We start from the raw sequence: 18,345 nt of genomic DNA, 5'->3' as shown, positions 1-18,345 counted from the left end.
GAAACCATCCCCTTTATGTCAACAAACAATTCACAACCCTTGAACAATTAAAGGACTCGCCAGCGTGATAGTTTTCACGTTAACTATACGCGACCTTTTTATTACGCCGTGAGGGAGTATGCGTTTCAGGCAAGTCTTACCATTAGCGGGGGCGCTGTTTGCGCTCTATATCATCTGGGGTTCCACCTACTTCGTGATCCGTATCGGCGTGGAGAGCTGGCCGCCGCTAATGATGGCGGGGGTGCGTTTCCTCTCTGCGGGGACGCTGCTGCTCGCGTTTCTGTTCCTGCGCGGCCATAAGCTGCCGCCGCTGCGCCCGCTGCTCAACGCCGCCCTGATCGGCGTCCTGCTGCTGGCGGTCGGGAATGGCTTTGTCACCGTGGCGGAACATCAGAACGTGCCCTCCGGGATCGCCGCGGTGGTGGTCGCCACCGTGCCTCTGTTCACCCTCTGCTTCAGCCGCCTGTTTGGCATCAAAACGCGCAAGCTGGAGTGGCTGGGGATCGCTATCGGAATGGCGGGCATCATTCTGCTCAACAGCGGCGGTAACCTGAGCGGTAATCCGTGGGGTGCCGTGCTGATCCTGATCGGCTCCATGAGCTGGGCATTGGGCTCGGTGTACGGCTCGCGCATCGAATTGCCCACCGGGATGATGGCCGGGGCCATTGAGATGGTCACCGCTGGGATCGTGCTGCTGGTGGCGTCGCTGCTCTCCGGCGAGAAGCTGACCGCCCTGCCCGACACGTCAGGCTTCCTGGCGGTGGGCTATCTGGCGATTTTCGGCTCGGTGATTGCGATAAATGCCTATATGTTCCTGATCCGCAATGTTTCGCCGGCAGTGGCCACCAGCTATGCCTACGTGAACCCGGTGGTCGCCGTGCTGCTGGGGACGGGCCTCGGCGGGGAATCGCTCTCTGCGGTTGAGTGGATAGCGCTGGGGATCATTATTATGGCGGTGGTGCTGGTGACGCTAGGCAAGTATCTGTTACCGGCTAAACCGGTGGTTACGCCATGTCGGGCGGAGAAACCCTAAGCGGGCGGATACCCTGAGTGTCGATCTGCGCGGTCTCGCCACCGCCGCAGATCCACTCCTCCAGCCGCTCGGTGAGCGCCATATCATCCAACTTCAGCCTGCCGCGCAGCGCGCACTCCCACACCACCAGCACCCGCCAGCCCTGCTGCTGTAGCAAGGCGATATCGCGGTTGTCGCGTATTACATTTTTACCAATCTTATCCAGCCAGAAGTCGGTGCGGGTCGCCGGGACCTTAAACAGATAGCAGTCGTGGCGATGCCAGAAGCAGCCGTGGGTGAAGATCACGCACTGGTGGCTATCGATGACAAAATCGGGCCGCCCGGCAAGGCGGGCATCCTGCACGCGGAACTCAAAACCGACCTGCGTCAGCAGACCCGCCAGCCGTTTTTCAATGGCCGTATCCCGCGTGCCGATGGCGCGCATGTTTTTGCTGCGGGTGGCCTTATTATGAACGTCCGCCATTAACAGTCTCAGCCTTGCGTTGCTGTACCGCCTGCAGAATACGCGATTCCAGCAGTCGGGCGACGGCGGCAAACGCCGGAACCACCACCGAATTACCAAACTGACGGTAGGCCTGGGTGTCCGATACCGGAATGCGGAACTGGTAGCCCTGCGGGGTTTCAAAGCCCATCAGACGGGCGCACTCGCGCGGCGTCAGGCGGCGAGGACGGTGGCGCTGGTTTTGCGGATCGTCGAAATCCCGCTCGCCGAGGGCTTTATCCCAACCCCGGTCGATCAGGATCTCGGCCCCGTCTTTGTAATAGCGCGCCGACAGGGTGCGGGCCACGCTGTGCGGGTTCGTCGGATCGACCATCCCGAAGCCAAACCCGTTGCCCTTCGCCTGATGCTTCTTGGCATAGCGATACAGGTACTTCCACAGCACCGGGGTGAGGATGAATTTGGCGTCCACGACGGGCTCGAGCAGATCGGCAATGGTCGGTCGACGGGTCGGCCACAGCCCGGGGAGATCGCGCAGGGTAAAGTTGCCCCGCAGGTTGAGATCGCGACGAAAGCCCACCAGCACAATGCGCTCGCGATGCTGGGGCAGGAAATGTTTGCCATCGACGATCTTAGGATCGTCAGGCCCGCTCTCCGCGGCATCCGCCACGTCATACCCCAGATCGTCGAGGGTCTGCATGATGATGCGGAACGTTTTGCCCCCGTCGTGGCTCTTCAGATTCTTGACGTTTTCCAGCACGAAGATCGCCGGGCGGCGGGCGTCAATGATACGCGCCACGTCGAAGAATAACGTTCCCTGGGTGTCGCAGGCAAAACCGTGCGCGCGGCCCAGGGCGTTCTTCTTGGATACCCCGGCCAGCGAAAACGGCTGACAGGGGAAGCCGGCGAGCAGCACGTCATGCGCCGGAATGGCGTTGCGGATGTGCTCCGCCGCCTCGTCATCCGTAATGCCGCTCTGGTGGCTGAGTGTCACTTCGCGGATGTCATCATTGAACTGATGCGCATCCGGATCGCAGTACCAGTTGGCCTTGTAGGTCCGCACCGCGTGTTTGTTCCACTCGCTGGTAAACACGCACTGGCCGCCAATCGCCTCAAAACCATGGCGGATGCCGCCAATGCCGGCAAACAGATCGACAAACCGGAAGGCATAGTGAGGATGACAGGCCGGGGGGCGCGGGAGCAGGTTTTGCAGCACGCTATATTCACCGTCGCTGAGGCGGCGGCCTGCCCGCTCGCTGGTCACCAGTCGCTTGAGGATCGCCGGGCTCCAGTGGCTGTCGCCCTGAGCATTCAGAAGATGAGCCAGCGTTCTGGCATCGTAAATTTCCAGCAGCTGGCACAATAACGCCTGGACCGACGCCGTTGATTTCTCAGCCAGCACACGCGCGGACTCCATCACTGATACATTTTCCTGCATAGATTTAACCGGACCAAAAGGGACTGATGAGAGAGTAACACAGAAAGGCATTACAGACTGTCGCGGAAACGCTGCAACACCGCGGCATCGATGCCGTCGTAATCGCCGCGTAGCTCGGCACTGAGCCGGGCCATAAACTGGATCAGCACATCGGCACTCTGTCGCGCAAGCTGCCGACCGGCGGCGGTCTGCATCGTCTCTGGCAGGCGGAGCAGTTTGGTCTGGAAATGGTCCAGCGCAAACGCCCGGTCGTTCAGCTCACGCGCATCGGCAAAGGGATCTTCCGGGTCGAAGAGTGGCACCCCCAGCGCGCCGGACACGGCAAAGACGCGCGCCAGGCCAATCGCGCCGAGGGCCTCCAGCCGGTCGGCATCCTGCACAATTTTCGCTTCTGCGGTAATCGGCGTAATGCCCGCGCTGAAGCTGTGCGCCTCGATGGCATGCTCGATGGCGGCATAATGCTGGGCAGGGAAATCACTAAAGTCCTCGCGCAGGATGGCCGTCGTTCTTTCGGCAGCCAGCTGCGACGAGCGGCCCCGCTGCGGATGATTTTTAGGCAGGCTGACGATATCGTGAAAATAACAGGCCGTCAGAATGACCAGCGCATCGACCTGCTGGTCCTTCATCAGCCGCTGTGAGGTGTTCCAGACCCGACGGAAATGGGAGAGATCGTGGGCGGTATCATCGGTGGCATGATGCGCCTTCAGCCAGCCTTCAAAACGTTGCTGCCATTGCACGAGTTCCATAGCGCTTTCCCTGAAGTGAAAAACCGTACAATAGCAACTATTTACTCTTCTGGCACATCACGTGGCCGGGTGTACCAGGCAATGGCGCCGAGGATTGTCCCCACCGCGCCTAACAGCAGAAAGCCGCACAAAGCACTCAGCCATTTGCCGGACGTTGAGCCGAGATCGCCCTCGATCAACGGCCCCGGTACCGAACTGACTTTACTGACGATCCATAGATAGCGCGCCATCGCCCAGATAAAATAGCCGCAAAAGGCGTAAAACACCCACAGGGCCAGCTTGCCCCCCAGGCTGCGATCGTGTTTTTGTTCCATGTTGTCCTTTCCTTGTTCACGGCAGTATAGCTACCACATTCACATCGCCAATCTAAACCGTGAAATAAATCACATTTTTCAATTAAACGCACTCTTCTGGTGCTAATTTTTCGCTGCCCATAGGCGCAACATTGATCTTCCGCAATTTTATATTGAGCACATTTATTATTTAAGCGTATTTATTCAGGCGGGAAATAACCATCATCAAGAGAAAGCGGGCAAAGCTTTTTCAATATTATTATTTACGGAAAATATTTTCTAAATTGATCAACTGTGCAATGATGTCGGGGTTATGTGCTTTTTTATCGCCTCACTATTAAAAACGTTTAAATTACCCCCTAATTTTTAGCCCGATATTCTTATCGGGCTTTTTTTACTGGCCGATCCGCTGACTGCTCTACCCTCATTTTTTCAATAAATCCACACTCACCCATAAGCCCATGAAATACATATCAATAAATAATGTAAATACTATTGTTATAATCATAATTATTACATATGGTGACACCATTATTAATATTTTGAAATAATCTAAATGATTTAGTTACATTTATTGTTAAAGGGTAAAAACCCACCCTGAAATAGTATTGACCCCGTAACCCGGAGAGGGTTGCGTATATTCATTAAGAAAATACATTGAAGGGAATATATAATGAAAAGAAAAGTTCTGGCAGTTCTCGTCCCTGTTTTGTTGAGCGCTGGCGCGGTAAATGCGGCTGAAATCTACAACAAGGACGGCAATAAGTTCGATCTGTACGGAAAAATGGTCGGCGAGCGCATCTGGGACAAGACTGATGATAGCAACAGTGAAAACGCTGATACCTCCTATGCCCGTTTCGGTATTAAAGGCGAAACCCAAATCAGCAACGAGCTGATCGGTTTCGGTCAGTTTGAGTACAACATGACCGCCAGCACCCCGGAAGGCGAGCAGGATGAGAGCAGCCGTCTGGCTTTCGCGGGCCTTAAATTTGGCGACTACGGTTCGTTTGACTATGGCCGTAACTACGGCGTGGCATACGACGCCGGCGCTTATACCGATATGCTGGTGGAATGGGGTGGCGACTCCTGGGTTCACACCGATAACTTTATGACTGGCCGAACCACTGGCGTGGCGACCTATCGCAACACCGATTTCTTCGGCGCGGTTGAAGGTCTGAACTTTGCCGTGCAGTACCAGGGCAAAAATAACGATCGTCAGGAGAAGAAAGCTAACGGCGACGGTTACAGCACCTCCCTGAACTACAACTTCGATGGCTTCGGCTTCGTGGGCGTGTACGGCAAGTCCGATCGCACCAACAAGCAGTCTGCTGACGGTTTTGGCGATACCGCTGAAGTCTGGTCGCTGGCGGCCAAATATGATGCCAACAACCTGTACGCCGCCGTGATGTACGGTGAAACCCGCAACATGACCTGGGCTGACAGCGTCGGTTTTGCCAACAAAACCCAGAACGTCGAAGCCGTGGTGCAGTATCAGTTTGATTTCGGCCTGCGTCCTTCTCTGGGCTATGTCTATTCCACAGGCAAAGATCTGGGTGAACGCAGCGGTGTTCGCGGCTTTAACGCTGACCTCGTGAACTATATTGAACTGGGTACCTGGTACTACTTCAATAAGAACATGAACGTCTATACCGCGTACAAGTTCAACCTGCTGGATGAAGACGACGCGGCCAGAACCGGTGGCCATGCCGATGACCAGTTTGCGCTGGGTATCACTTACCAGTTCTAAACGACATGGTTCCCAATCAAAGCCCGCTGATACGCGGGCTTTTTGTTTTCTGCCCCTCACAGATTTACATAGCTTTAACAAACTAGCGCCATCAGCGATAATGCCCGCTTTTCCGCCTGCCCTGGAGTTTCAATGCGCGATCTGCCGCCTCTTCCGCCTACGCACAAGCGCCCAATGAAACTGAACACCCTGGTCACGCTGATGGTCTACAGCGTGACGGGCGCGATCCTGCTGGTGATTTTTGTCCTCTATTTTGCGCAAATCACCCGGGCCACGCGCGATGGCGTGCGCGATACCGCCCTGGCGGTCGCCAGAACCCTGGCCGACAGTCCGGAAGTAATCCGCGGCTTGTCCTTGCCCCCGGACAGCAATATCATCCAGCCTGTCGCCTGGACGGTGATGCAGCGCAATAAACTGCTGTTTGCCGTCGTCACAGACATGCGCGGGATCCGCTATTCGCATCCCAACAGCGCTCTGATCGGCAAAACCTTTATTGGTGACGATCTCCGGCCTGCTCTGGAGGATAAAGAGAATGTCGCCATTAACCACGGCGTGCTCGATGAGGCGCTGCGCGTGTTTACCCCCGTCTATAACGCGCAGCATCAGCAGATTGGGGTCGTCGCGGTGGGGATCTCCCTGAACAAAGTGGAGCAGCAGATCGCCCGCAACCGCTGGGATGCCATCTGGCTGGTGCTGTTCAGCGCCCTGCTCGGCGCGCTCGGCGCATGGGGGCTGGTGCGGATGCTCAAGCGCGTGCTGTTGGGTCTGGAGCCGTATCAGATTTCCGCCCTGCTGGAACAGCGTCAGGCGATGCTGCAATCCCTGCGCGAGGGAGTGATCGCGGTGGATCGGCAGGGGAATATGACGATGATAAACCACGCCGCCCGACAGATTCTCAATGCCAACGCCAGCAGCCATGCCCTGCACGAGGCACCGCTGCTGGCGAACCTGCGCGAGGTATTGCAAACCGGGCTGCCGCGTGAGGATCAGGAGATCAACTGTCATGGCAGGCTGTTACTCTGCAACACCCTCCCCGTCAAAAGCGAGAACCAGCTGATGGGGGCCATCACCACCTTCCGCGATAAGACCGAGATCAGCCAGCTGCTACAGCGGCTGGACGGGATGGTGAGCTATCTGGATGTGCTGCGCAGCCACTCCCATGAATTTATGAATAAGCTGCATGTGATCCTCGGGCTGCTGCATATGAAGCACTATGCCAAACTGGAAGAGTACGTCCTGCTGACCGCCAATGCCTGGCAGAGCGACGTCGGTACGCTGCAGCGCAAGGTGAAGTCACCGGTGGTGGCTGGATTTTTACTGGGCAAAATTAACCGCGCCAGAGAGCTGGGGTTTAGCCTGACGCTCTCCGACGCCAGCCAGGTGCCGGATAACCCCAATGAACAGCAGGTCGCGGGGCTGGTCACCGTGCTCGGAAATCTGATTGAGAATGCGCTGGATGCACAGCCTGAAGGGGAGATCGGCCTGCTGCTGCACTATCAGCAGGGCTGGCTCAATGCGGAGGTGAGTGACGACGGGCCGGGCATTACTCCCGACCATCTGCAGGCCATCTTTAACAAAGGATTTTCCACCAAAGGGGAAAACCGGGGCGTGGGGCTGTTCCTCGCCCGTCAGCAAATTGAAAACCTGGGCGGGGACATTACCGTCGAATCTGAACCGGGGGTGTTTACCCAGTTTTTTGTTCAGCTCCCCTGGGACAGTGAAAGGAAGAGCACGTGATACATGTTTTGATTGTTGATGATGATGACATGGTGGCCGATCTTAACCGCCAGTACGTTAACCGGGTGGACGGTTTTTGCTGCTGCGGCGTAGCCACCTCGCTGGCGGAAGCCGGGATCGTAGTGAACAATGCCGCCCGGCAGGTCGACCTGATCCTGCTCGATGTCTATATGCAGCACGAAAACGGTCTGAACCTGCTGCCGGTTATCCGCGCCTCCGGGCGCGATACCGATGTCATCATGATCACTTCGGCCTCCGATGCCGCCACCATTCAGACCGCGATGCACTACGGGGTGGTGGACTATCTCATCAAACCTTTCCAGTTCCCGCGCTTCGAAGAAGCGCTGAACGGCTGGCGCGAGAAAAAGGCGCTGATGGCGTCACATCAGTATCATGACCAGGCTGATGTCGACCGGCTGTTGCGCGGTGGCGCGCCTGGGCTGGCGGACAGCCGACGCCTGCCGAAAGGGCTCACCCCTCAGACGCTGCGCACCTTGTGCCTGTGGATTGATGCCCATCCGGGGACGGAGTTTTCGACCGACGATCTGGCTAGCGCAGTCAATATTTCCCGGGTATCCTGCCGCAAATATCTGATTTGGCTGGCCCAGATCAACATTCTGCACACCAGCATTCACTATGGTGCCACCGGCCGACCCGTGTATCGCTATCGACTGCGTCCTGAGCAGGTCGCCCTGCTTCGGCAATATTGCCACCAGGCGTAACGCCCGTAATACAAACTATTCGGGTAAACATCCTGATTTAGTTCACATATATTGTTTTGCAGCGGTAAAGGGCGGTTACTTAACGTAAGTGGAATGATAAGGTACCAGCGCACAGGATGTCTGACTAGAAAGGGAGCGGGAAGACGGTCTGAAGAGAGGAAGTGGCGGAGAGAGGGGGATTTGAACCCCCGGTAGAGTTGCCCCTACTCCGGTTTTCGAGACCGGTCCATTCAGCCGCTCTGGCATCTCTCCGTTTTGATGATTGCCATCATGCCGGGTAATTTGGCATTTTAACAGACCATAACCGGTCAATTTTGTTCAAGTGACGAGTTTGCGAGCAAAGCGATGATTAAGTGGCCCTGGAAATCGAATGAATCCGCCCGAAGCGCGGCGCTGCCGTGGGAAGAGGCGCTGGCGATACCCGTCCTGTCCACTTTATCGGATGAGGATAAATCGCGTCTGGTGCAGCTGGCCGTGCGATTCTTACAGCAAAAACGTCTGGTCCCGCTACAGGGCTTTGAACTCGACGATCGCAAGAGCACCCGTATTGCCCTGCTCTTCTGCCTGCCGGTACTGGAGCTGGGTATCGAGTGGCTGGACGGTTTCCATGAAGTGTTGATCTATCCGGCGCCGTTTGTGGTGGACGACGAATGGGAGGACGACATCGGGCTGGTGCACAGTCAGCGAATGGTGCAGTCTGGCCAGAGCTGGCAGCAGGGGCCGATTATCCTCAACTGGCTGGATATTCAGGACTCGTTCGATGCCTCCGGTTTCAACCTCATTATTCATGAAGTGGCGCACAAGCTGGACACCCGCAATGGCGATCGCGCCAGCGGCGTTCCTTTTATCCCACTGCGTGAAGTGGCAGGCTGGGAACACGACCTGCACGCCGCAATGAACAACATTCAGGATGAAATCGATCTGGTGGGCGAAAGCGCAGCCAGTATCGACGCCTATGCAGCCACCGATCCTGCCGAGTGCTTTGCGGTATTGTCGGAATATTTCTTCAGCGCGCCCGAGCTTTTCGCGCCTCGCTTCCCGGCGCTGTGGCAGCGTTTTTGCCAGTTTTATCAGCAGGACCCACTGCAACGGTTACGTGAAAATGAGGGCCCGGGCGGGGATCCCGCTGCACAAGTACACTAAATCAGCACTCTGAGGCTTAATTAATCAATTGAATCAGCGCGTTGAATTTAATGTTGACACAAAATAGCGGGGCCATTAACATGCGCCTCGTTCACACGATTCCTCTGTAGTTCAGTCGGTAGAACGGCGGACTGTTAATCCGTATGTCACTGGTTCGAGTCCAGTCAGAGGAGCCATATTTAAAAAGCCCGCTTAAGGAAACTTAAGCGGGCTTTTTGCTTTTTCGCGCGTTTTTATCGATAACAACGCTTTAAGCGTGTCGCGCTAAATCATCGTTGCGCAGAAAAAACCCCGCGATGCGGGGTTGATGGGGTTATATCTGATAGTCAATCGCCACTTCTTCCGGCTCCATGACCTGGCGTTTAATCTCATCCACCGACAGCCCGGCGTTGCAGAGTTCGATAAAGCGCCAGACATAGTTGCGCTGCAGCTGGCCGCGCTTAAGCCCGAGCCAGACGGTGTTGGCATCAAACAGGTGCCGGGTATCGAGGCGCACCAGGCTCCCCTGCTCGCGCTCGCCGCCGGATTGTTCTGCCACCAGCCCAATACCCAGCCCCAGCTCGACGTAGGTGCGGATCACGTCCGAATCCTGGGCGCTGAGCACCACATCCGGCGTCAGCCCTTTACGGTTAAAGGCCTCGTCAATACGCGAACGCCCGGTAATGCCCTGACGGTAGGTAATGAGCGGCCATTTGGCGATATCGTCCAGGGTGAGCGGAGAGACCTGAGTCAGCGGATGGTCGACCGGCAACAGCAGGCTGTGATGCCAGCGGAACCACGGGAACGCGGCCAGCAGCGGGTCGTTGCTTAATCGCTCGCTGGCGATGCCGATATCCGCCCCGCCGTTTTGCAGCAGGACTTCAATCTCCTGCGGCGTGCCCTGGATCAGCTCCAGACGCACGTCCGGGAACAGCTCGCGGAACGCCTTTATCACCGGTGGCAAGCTGTAGCGGGCCTGAGTGTGGGTGGTGGCGATGGTCAACACGCCGGAGGCATCGTTGGTAAAGAGATCGGCCAGACGACGCACGTTGCTGGCTTCATTAAGAATGCGTTCGGCAATGGTCAACAGCGCCTTGCCGGGTTCGGTCATTCCCAGCAGGCGTTTGCCACGACGAATGAAGATCTCAATGCCCAGCTCCTCCTCCAGCTCGCGGATATGACGACTGACGCCCGACTGGGAGGTATAGAGCATGTTAGCGACCTCGGTCAGGTTGTAATCCCGACGGGCCGCCTCACGGATAATTTTAAGTTGCTGGAAATTCACGGTTCACTCCGGCGCTTCTGACATGACACTATTGTTAGAGTGTGCCCGCCGAGAGAACAAATAATAAAAACCCGCAACTTATACCTTTATGGAATATCAACTCACCAGCTGCAGCTCACGGTTCTCCAGTGACGGACGGCTCACCAGCGACATCAGGATCTCTTTCACCGCCTGCGCCTGCGGTGAAAGGGCACCGCGCGCCGAGACGTTCAGCGACAGCGGCAGGCTCATCGACGGCGAGGAAATCCGCGCCATCCAGCCGTTGGCAGCGCTTGAGAGCGAGCGGGCTGCCGATTCAGGCAGAACCGTGACACCCATTCCGCTGGCGATAGCGGCGGTCAGCGTGGAAATAGAGTCGATCTCGCCAATGATTTTGGCCGTCAGACGACGCAGAGAGAAGGCCTCGTCAACGCGCAAACGTACGGCGCTATAGTCGCGAGGTAAGAACAGATTCATCTCGGCCACTGCGGTTAAATCGACGCTCTGCCCCGGGCAGTCGCGCGTTCCCACCAGGAAGAGATCTTCTTTCAGCAGCGGCTGGCTGGTGATCCCTGCCACCGGTGAACGGTCATAGAGCACCGCCATATCCAGTTGTCCGCCGAGCAATTTATCGTTCAGCGCTGAACCGCTGTTCTCATGGAGATAGACCAGTACCTCCGGCAGCTCCGCGCGCACCGCCTGCAGCAGCGGCATGGTGACCGACGAGGCCGCCGTGCCAGGCGCGAGGCCAATTGAGACCTGCCCGCTTAGCGTCTGCCCGACATTGCCCACCGCCAGCTGCGCCTGTTCGCACTGACGCAGAATGGTACGTGCGTGGGTGTAGAGGATCTTGCCCGCTTCGGTAGGCGTTACGCCGCGTTTCGTGCGGATCAACAGCTGCTGATCCAGTTCACCTTCCAGAGTGGCCACCTGCTGGCTCAGTGCCGGCTGTGCGATATGCAACACTTCAGCGGCCTGGGTCAGGCTACCGATATCGACGATTTTTACGAAGTATTTCAGTCGTCTTAAGTTCATTTTGCCCCCTGTACGAAATGCGTTGCCGAGTCCGGCGCGAATGTACTGAGGGTTTTGCAAGATGCTTGCCAGTTTTGCCAGGAGGTCCGATATGTCTGCTAAGTGACGGAAAATAAGGAAATCTAATCGCTGTCGACGATTTTAAACATGAAACAACGGTTTATGATCTGCCCCATTCGGGGTATATGCGCACCAAAAACGTGCAATCCGCTGGTGAAAACGTCAGTTTGCTGATTTTGTCAGCAAACGATCGCGACAGGCGGGATCACCCTTTGACAACGGGAGGCGACGCCGCTAATATTCGCCCCGTTCACACGATTCCTCTGTAGTTCAGTCGGTAGAACGGCGGACTGTTAATCCGTATGTCACTGGTTCGAGTCCAGTCAGAGGAGCCAAATTTGAAAAGCCTGCTTTTAAAGCAGGCTTTTTGCTTTTCTGCGGTTGGCTCATACAGGCTTCGTCATACCCTATTGCCTGGTGGCGTCAGACTCCACGCCCTGGATAGGGAAAAGCGTTCGGTTTAGGCAGTTGGGGATCGACATAACTTCGTAATGCGGCATCCGTGACGGCGTAACCCCAGTTAATTAACCGTTCCTGCAGCTCATCATCCAGTTTCTTCAGGCGCGTTGCCACACCTGCCAGTTCCTTAACCCTGACCGGATCACATTTGAGATTGAGTGCCCGCATAGGGTAATGCGCATATTCCGCACCGATCCCCCAATACGTCCCCTTTCGTTTACCGGGATCGTCAGGCCCGGCCTTATAGCTCGCAATAAGCGCTCGTTTTCTTAAGCTCCGCACCTGGTTATCGATGAGATCAAGAACGCGATAGGCATGCCGTCCCCAGTCTTTTTTGGGTTCTTCCTCGGGTTTGATTTTCGCTCCTGCATCACTGACCAGTACCGTATCAAAACGCTTCCAGACTGTCTCAAGCCCCATGTTGTCATACACGCCGCCATCGGTGAGGACGACCTCAGAGGTATAGGGAACTTTTTGCAGGCCATCCCCTGAACCCGGTTTAAATGAAGCAGGATGGAGTTCGAGCGTGAGCGGCGAGAGAAACGGTGGGAAAGCGGAAGATGCCGCTACGGCCTTAGCGAGTAACAAATCCGGTTTCTCAATTAAACCTACAAGGTAGTCCCCCATGTAGGGTTTGGAAAAGCGCCACAGAGCGCCGGACTGCACATTTGTCGCATTGATGACAAAACGGGGAGCATCAGGTAGATCCTGCAATGTTGCCCCCTTAAAAAGGTATTTGTTATAGGCATCAGCAATTTTTTCGCCAATACTACCCGGCAGAATCATCCCGGCAAGTATCCCTTCCTCATCCAGGGTCCGGCCAGCCAACTCTCTGACAGGCAAGATAACCCGGGCTTCAAATGGGGTTCGATCGCCGTCAAAAGGGAGATATTTCCACGCCAGCGCCAGCACCGCACTGGTGATTGAGCCGCCGGATACGCTTGAAATACGCTGTAGGGAAAAGAGATATCCGGTTTCATAAAGCCGCAACAGGCTTCCCGCATGGAACAGCATTGCCCGATAACCACCGCCTGAAAGACAAAGACCCGTACCCGTGGTTAAACGATCGAGGTCAGGCTCCTGCTGTTTACCTGTTAGTACAGAAACAGGTTCGACATTGTTTGTCACTGCTTCTCCAACGTCTGCGTGATCGTTCATGATGGCAAAAGCGCTATCACCATCCATTGCCATCGGTTGAAGGTCCAGCGCCGTCACCGCAGGATCCTGCGCATTGATTAATTTCCCATCGGCGTCAAATTTCGCCGCCATGATGTAATCGACTTCGGTCTTGGTATAGGCGGGATCCCAGTGAATATTTTCAGGCACATGGCAGTGTCCAAAATGTCCGCCCTTCTTCCAGGTTTCTATACTTCGTATATGTCCCCCTGGATCCTTGCCATTTTTCGCGGGTTTGGGGTATCCCGCTGGCCACACTAAGGGAACATTATGTGTTTTTTCTAGCCAACGGCACAGACGAGCAAGGTTCTTCAGCGTCGCTCTGTTTTTCGTTTTCCCCGCAAAACCGACAACTTCAATCTGTAGCGCGCGCTCCCGGTTGGTCTCAACCCCACCCGGGTCATTTCTCAACGCGCGTGCGGCCTTGTCGGTATCAATGTGCTGATAAATTTTGCTGGCATCAACGGTAAAATGGGGATCTGAACGGTGGGCCTTAAACTGGGCAAAAGCGCCTTCAGCATTTCCCCCTTCAGTGGTGTGATGAATAATTTTAAACACCCCACCGGTGTAAGTTCCGCTACTTCCAGTGATGGGGTGCTCTTCGGCAAAGGGACATATCGCCATTTTTCAGTCCTCTTCGAGTGGGGCAAGCTTAGTATCGGCAATATACGCGCTGTGATACGCTTTCAACTTCGTAGTCAGCTGTGATTGCAGGGAGATTAAGGCGTGAGCATCGATAGATAGCACACCTTCGCTACGCCTGAAGTTGGTTTTGCCTTTCTGCAATTTAAAAAACAGGACTTGCGTCAAGGTATTATCGGCCTGTAGAGAAAAAGCGATTGCTCTCGCCACCGGGCCTTGTTCAGGGTCGGAATAGATACAGGTAAACTGGAAACGCCCAATATTTCCATGCTGGCTTTGTTTCTTAAAGAGCGTAATAAACGGTGCATTCCTGTTCATATTCTGTAACCCGCTCAGCACGGAAAGTACGGCCTGTAAAGCACCCGCAACGGGGCTCAAAAAAGAGGTGATAACGCCGAGTATCGCTTTATGAACTTCCAGCGTATCCCCCTCATAGTTAACTTCCGCCGTCTGTTTGCTCTGAATAACCCAACCAATGTTCGCCAGATAAGTAAAATAGGCATCAAAGAATTTCAGCGGGTCTGGATCGTTGTTAACCGCCCTGGCAGCGGCGAGCTGTGCGAAAAGAGAGGTATCGGTAATAGCCTGCCGCAATTTTGCGTCGATGCCTGAAGCGAAAGAAACAACATTTGAGCCGACAACCAGTGACTGTTGGCTGGATGTCTCGAAATCGGGCATGCCCATCCCCGCATTAATCCCAAAAAGCTCAGGCTGTGAAGGTAAATCTGTTCTGGCAATAAAGTCTTTAGCAGACTGGTGATCGAAAGCCATGATGTCTACTCCGCTGGTTTAAACACGGTGTACTCAAGATAGAGGTCACAGGAAGACGGCGGATTTTCGAAGTTTGAGTAACAGGTATTGACCGGGTCATCGTTTCGAAAAACGCGTCCTTTCGTCGCCGCCAGGATTGCCTCGTTTAAACGGGGATCGGGCATTTTCCATCCCTTAACCCCTTGCTGCTTGCCAAAAGCTTCATCCGTAGGAATGGCTGCTACCAGTTCAGGGTGAGTCATCAGGCTAAGGCCTTTATCCTTGATGGTGGCGTTGTCACTCCCATGGTGCGACACCTTGTAAAATCGCACACGCTCGAGAATATACGTCGCGGAAATGTCCTTATCGCTATCACGATACGACTGATCGTGCCAGGAGTCCCAGTTACCCACCTGAGCATCGCCCGGGAAGAGCATAAAGGTTCCGTCCGGGAGTTCGAAAGCAAGCACCAGGCTCGTATTATTGGTATCAGCGTCAAGTTTGAGCGCAAGTTGCCCCGCAGCCTCCAGCCAGTCTGAATCAATGGTTCGACGCGACAAATCAGCACCTTCAGCGGAGGTTGGCGCAAAATAGTGCTCTGTGAGCCAGAGCAGAGTGCTCCAGTCGCTGCCCGCAGAGGCCCCGCCAGGATGACGAACCAGTTCGGCTCGAAGTCGATTGTAACGAGGGGCAAAGGGCAGATCGTTGTCCGTTTCGGAAGGTACGTCGTCGGCTAAACGGAACAGACGCTCCTCTAATGCCTGATTACTGAACCAGGCCTCATTTGTTGAAGGTTTGTCCTTTTTCAGTCGGGCCAGATTACGCGGGGGGCCGAGAACAAAGGTTTTCATCTCTCCGGGAGCGGTCATCACTTGCCCAGGGGACAGAAATATTTTGCTTTTTGCCTTCGCTTTCAGCTTGTCGATAATTTCCCGTGTCTTAAGCTGTCTGGGCTTTACTGCTCTGGCTGCCAGCCCGTCATCCAGGATCGCTGGTGTATCTTTACTTACCAGCGGGCCTAAAAAGGCATCGAGCCCAGCCAGCACTATCTGGCTGTCGGCAGCCAGAGGTGAGGATTCAGCCTCCCTTGCACCCTTTTGAATCATTTCCGCAACTGCGGCAAGCGCCACACTGCGTTTGTCTCGCTCCTGCCGCAGCTGATTGGCAAAATCATCATTGTCGTCTTCAGTCCAGGCCATCCAGAGTTTGTCAATAATCAGACCGTTGAAAAAAATATCCTGCGCCTGTGAAAACCCCGAAAGATGGTCCCAGTGTTCATGGGTAATTATCAATAGATCCAGCTTGCCCTGCTGGGCTATTTTGCCCTGATCATCCCATTGTCCCCCTGTCATCTTGACGATATCGATGGCGACTTGCCGCATACGCTCTTCTGCCTGAGCGGAGCCCATCAGGATACCAAAGTCGATCAAGATATGTGCGGGGTCGCTCTGTTCACTCTCAACCCGAATAAGAAAACAGTCACCCAGATACCCTTTATAGGGGCTTCCCTGTATGCCCAGGGCCCTGTACATACGTACCGATATTTTTGGTTGGGTCATCAGAGCCCCCGGTGCAGAAAAGCGAATGGCTCGCTATTCGCATGTAAATATAAACCTGGAGCCCTCCCCTGGGCTTGCCCTGTACGAAATGCACGCTGCGCCGCTAGCCGCTTGTTGTCGCATACGTTCTTTCTGATGATGCGAATCAATTTGCCGTCTCGCAGATCAATATGCATTGTCGCGCCGCCGCGGAACCAGAAATCGGGGTCGCGCGCTAGCAGTGCGACATCACCGGCATCAGCTTTATCCTGGTCGGCGGGGTCATCGTATCCACGCCGCTTTTGCGTAATCTGGATGATAAGATGATGTGTCTCCTGACCTTCCGGCCCGACACGACGCGCGATGCGGGCAGAATGAACTTCGACGGTAGGGACTTGAGGAAACACGCCGTTCTCATCTGCCTTGCCTGTCCAGAGGGTAGGCATATTGTCGACGGGCAACTTGCGCCTGGGATCATCAAAAGCGATGAGCCGCATACCGACCAGTTTCTCCCACCCTTCGTCATAGGGGCTATCCTCTTTAAACCAGTCGTAGATACGCGCCTGGTTACGCTGGATTGACTGCATCGCCGCCTCCCGGAGATTTCGTCGCCCACCTCCCGAAGATCCTCGCCCCCCAGCCTTAAGCGACCCCGAAAGTTCGAGCTGATTCAGCAGGTAAGCGAACACATTACTGAGCCCATCTTCGGGGCTATCTCCAGCACCAGCAAATTCGGGGGCTTCCGTGAGATCCGGTTCATCCCATAGCAGACTTTCAGGTGCCATTGAAATGCAGCCTGGTACAGTGATGCCACGCTTTTTAAAGGCTTCAACAAAAGCAATGCGGTAACGCATGGGATCGTTTGCCACCAGATCGGTATCTGCCGTGATAATGGCGCGTAAATACTCGCCGAAGTGCAGATCGACCGGCGGAATATAGTCCAGCGCACGGACACACATACGCAGCACCTGATCGGCGGCTTTTCCTGCCTCACTGGCCAGACGGTCCACCAGCTCAGTGGAGAGGTAATCCTGTGTAGAGGTCGTTCCCGAATGTGCCAGACGAAAAAGATCGGCGGTTTTTTGCTCATAAATCGTGACAAAAGCGTCAAAAATAGCGGCAACGAGAAAGCCACCTCGTTCATGGGCTTCAAAGGTTTCAGACAGTTTTTTAGGCTTACCGATCGTCTTATATTCTTGCGGGTTGGCCGCTGTGGCAGATGACTTCAGATACTGCAGCGCATAGCGTAAAGCCCCGTGACTGCCCGTCGCATGTCCAAACTGGAGCGCCAGCCCGTTCAACAATCCCGGTTCACGCAGCGAACCTTTGTTCTGTGCCAACTGGTGACGGACAACGTTTGTCATACTGAAATGTTGCAGCAGCGCAATAATGTCGGCGAAGGCCTCATGAAAGGCCAGGGAATCGAAGTTGGAGGCTTCAATTGAACGCTGCTGCATGCCGTGGAGGATGGCATGGGTTGTCTCATGGGCAACGATATCTTGCGAAAGACAGGTAAAGACCCAGGTGCAGGCGTCGGCATTGCTCTCCTGGTACTTGAAGTATCCAAACAGTAACGCCCGTTTGCTGGGGCTGTAGTAAGCATTCATTTCACGCAAAGCATGGGGATAAATACGCAAGCGTCGTGTGAAATTTCGCTCAGGAGAATATTTTGCTGCGTTCCGGTCACCTGCCCACAGGACCAGCCGACCAAGTGCGCGCTCGAAATTACGGATAGTACGCATCGCGACCGCGAATACCATCTGCTGATGAAACTGAGGGCAGCCTTCTGAGGGCGGTAACCCATCTTGCGCCAGAAGGAGGGGATCATTGAGATCGGTTGGGGCATAGAAGAGCCCAGAGCTGGGATCGCAATCAATCACCTCCAGATAATCGTTGACCGGGCCAGGCTCCAGTTGATCCTCCCAACGATTTTCCCAGGGTAATTCAATTATCGTATGGTTAATAACAGCGGTTTTTAACTCCACAGAGGATTGCGGATCGAAAGCATATACATTGAGTCGCCTCACGGGTGGTTTCGGCACCTGAGGAACTAAAGAGGGGTTATCCTTCATCGTATCTATGCTCGCTAGCTTACTTCTCATTCACGAGCTCGCCAGATAAAACGAGACTGGCCCACCAGCTTG

Annotated in this window: 15 protein-coding genes and 3 tRNA genes; 7 read left to right on the top strand and 11 right to left on the bottom strand. The window is 55.0% G+C overall.

The features are described 5' to 3' along the window. The first annotated feature begins 118 nt into the window (after positions 1-118). Positions 119-1,033, top strand: a complete 915-nt coding sequence (gene yedA, locus V7Q49_RS01720) for a drug/metabolite exporter YedA (protein ID WP_333849011.1) — start codon at positions 119-121, stop codon at positions 1,031-1,033. Here yedA and V7Q49_RS01715 read toward each other — a convergent pair. From V7Q49_RS01715 to drpB, 4 genes are read right to left on the bottom strand one after another with little or no spacing between them, the layout of a single operon-like run. Then, on the bottom strand, positions 1,005-1,496 hold the full coding sequence (locus V7Q49_RS01715) for a very short patch repair endonuclease (RefSeq protein WP_333849010.1): 492 nt from the start codon (positions 1,494-1,496) through the stop codon (positions 1,005-1,007). The genes yedA and V7Q49_RS01715 overlap by 29 nt on opposite strands. Further along, positions 1,480-2,910: a DNA cytosine methyltransferase gene (locus V7Q49_RS01710; RefSeq protein WP_333849009.1), complete on the bottom strand. Its 1,431-nt coding sequence runs from the start codon at positions 2,908-2,910 to the stop codon at positions 1,480-1,482. Before V7Q49_RS01710 ends, V7Q49_RS01715 begins: the two co-directional genes overlap by 17 nt. Positions 2,911-2,960: 50 nt before the next feature. Continuing rightward, positions 2,961-3,656: a phosphohydrolase gene (locus V7Q49_RS01705; RefSeq protein WP_333849008.1), complete on the bottom strand. Its 696-nt coding sequence runs from the start codon at positions 3,654-3,656 to the stop codon at positions 2,961-2,963. Between the two features lie 41 nt (positions 3,657-3,697). Further along, positions 3,698-3,970, bottom strand: coding sequence for a cell division protein DrpB (drpB, locus tag V7Q49_RS01700; RefSeq protein WP_333849007.1), 273 nt, complete (start codon positions 3,968-3,970; stop codon positions 3,698-3,700). A 652-nt stretch (positions 3,971-4,622) separates the two neighbouring features. Here drpB and V7Q49_RS01695 point away from each other — a divergent pair. From V7Q49_RS01695 to dcuR, 3 genes are all read left to right on the top strand, one after another. Continuing rightward, on the top strand, positions 4,623-5,696 hold the full coding sequence (locus V7Q49_RS01695; RefSeq protein WP_333849005.1) for a porin: 1,074 nt from the start codon (positions 4,623-4,625) through the stop codon (positions 5,694-5,696). 132 nt (positions 5,697-5,828) lie between these two features. Further along, positions 5,829-7,433, top strand: a complete 1,605-nt coding sequence (locus V7Q49_RS01690; RefSeq protein WP_333849004.1) for a sensor histidine kinase — start codon at positions 5,829-5,831, stop codon at positions 7,431-7,433. After that, complete coding sequence (dcuR, locus tag V7Q49_RS01685; protein WP_333849003.1) at positions 7,430-8,155, top strand: two-component system response regulator DcuR; 726 nt, start codon at positions 7,430-7,432, stop codon at positions 8,153-8,155. The genes V7Q49_RS01690 and dcuR overlap by 4 nt, the downstream gene beginning before the upstream one ends. 162 nt (positions 8,156-8,317) lie before the next feature. Here dcuR and V7Q49_RS01680 read toward each other — a convergent pair. Beyond that, a tRNA-Ser gene (locus V7Q49_RS01680) sits at positions 8,318-8,407 on the bottom strand. A gap of 93 nt (positions 8,408-8,500) precedes the next feature. Here V7Q49_RS01680 and mtfA point away from each other — a divergent pair. Both mtfA and V7Q49_RS01670 read left to right on the top strand, forming a co-directional pair. Then, complete coding sequence (gene mtfA, locus V7Q49_RS01675; RefSeq protein ID WP_333849002.1) at positions 8,501-9,298, top strand: DgsA anti-repressor MtfA; 798 nt, start codon at positions 8,501-8,503, stop codon at positions 9,296-9,298. A 100-nt stretch (positions 9,299-9,398) separates the two neighbouring features. Then, positions 9,399-9,474, top strand: a tRNA-Asn gene (locus V7Q49_RS01670). A 137-nt stretch (positions 9,475-9,611) separates the two neighbouring features. Here V7Q49_RS01670 and cbl read toward each other — a convergent pair. Together cbl and nac are read right to left on the bottom strand one after the other, a co-directional pair. After that, on the bottom strand, positions 9,612-10,562 hold the full coding sequence (cbl, locus tag V7Q49_RS01665) for an HTH-type transcriptional regulator Cbl (protein WP_191152471.1): 951 nt from the start codon (positions 10,560-10,562) through the stop codon (positions 9,612-9,614). A gap of 96 nt (positions 10,563-10,658) precedes the next feature. After that, the gene (gene nac / locus V7Q49_RS01660; protein ID WP_142486333.1) at positions 10,659-11,576 is read right to left on the bottom strand and encodes a nitrogen assimilation transcriptional regulator NAC; all 918 of its coding nucleotides are present in this window, start codon (positions 11,574-11,576) and stop codon (positions 10,659-10,661) included. A gap of 319 nt (positions 11,577-11,895) precedes the next feature. Between nac and V7Q49_RS01655 the strand changes: the two genes are divergently transcribed. Then, positions 11,896-11,971: transfer RNA gene (locus V7Q49_RS01655), tRNA-Asn, on the top strand. An 88-nt stretch (positions 11,972-12,059) separates the two neighbouring features. On the opposite strand, the gene V7Q49_RS01650 is transcribed toward V7Q49_RS01655, so the two are convergent. The 4 genes from V7Q49_RS01650 to V7Q49_RS01635 are packed head-to-tail and all read right to left on the bottom strand — an operon-like array spanning position 12,060 to position 18,303. Continuing rightward, positions 12,060-13,895: a patatin-like phospholipase family protein gene (locus V7Q49_RS01650; RefSeq protein ID WP_333849001.1), complete on the bottom strand. Its 1,836-nt coding sequence runs from the start codon at positions 13,893-13,895 to the stop codon at positions 12,060-12,062. A gap of 3 nt (positions 13,896-13,898) precedes the next feature. After that, entirely contained in the window at positions 13,899-14,684 is a 786-nt protein-coding gene (locus tag V7Q49_RS01645; RefSeq protein WP_333848999.1) for a hypothetical protein, read from the bottom strand. Positions 14,685-14,689: 5 nt separating this feature from the next. Then, entirely contained in the window at positions 14,690-16,222 is a 1,533-nt protein-coding gene (locus V7Q49_RS01640) for an MBL fold metallo-hydrolase (protein ID WP_333848998.1), read from the bottom strand. After that, on the bottom strand, positions 16,222-18,303 hold the full coding sequence (locus tag V7Q49_RS01635) for a hypothetical protein (RefSeq protein WP_333848997.1): 2,082 nt from the start codon (positions 18,301-18,303) through the stop codon (positions 16,222-16,224). The genes V7Q49_RS01640 and V7Q49_RS01635 overlap by 1 nt, the downstream gene beginning before the upstream one ends. Positions 18,304-18,345 lie beyond the last annotated feature (42 nt).

Origin of the sequence: Leclercia sp., from assembly GCF_036780805.1 — a bacterium.
In the GTDB taxonomy this organism is placed as follows: domain Bacteria; phylum Pseudomonadota; class Gammaproteobacteria; order Enterobacterales; family Enterobacteriaceae; genus Enterobacter.
Note: the sequence above shows the minus strand (reverse complement) of the source record. Positions and strands in the feature narration are given on the sequence as shown.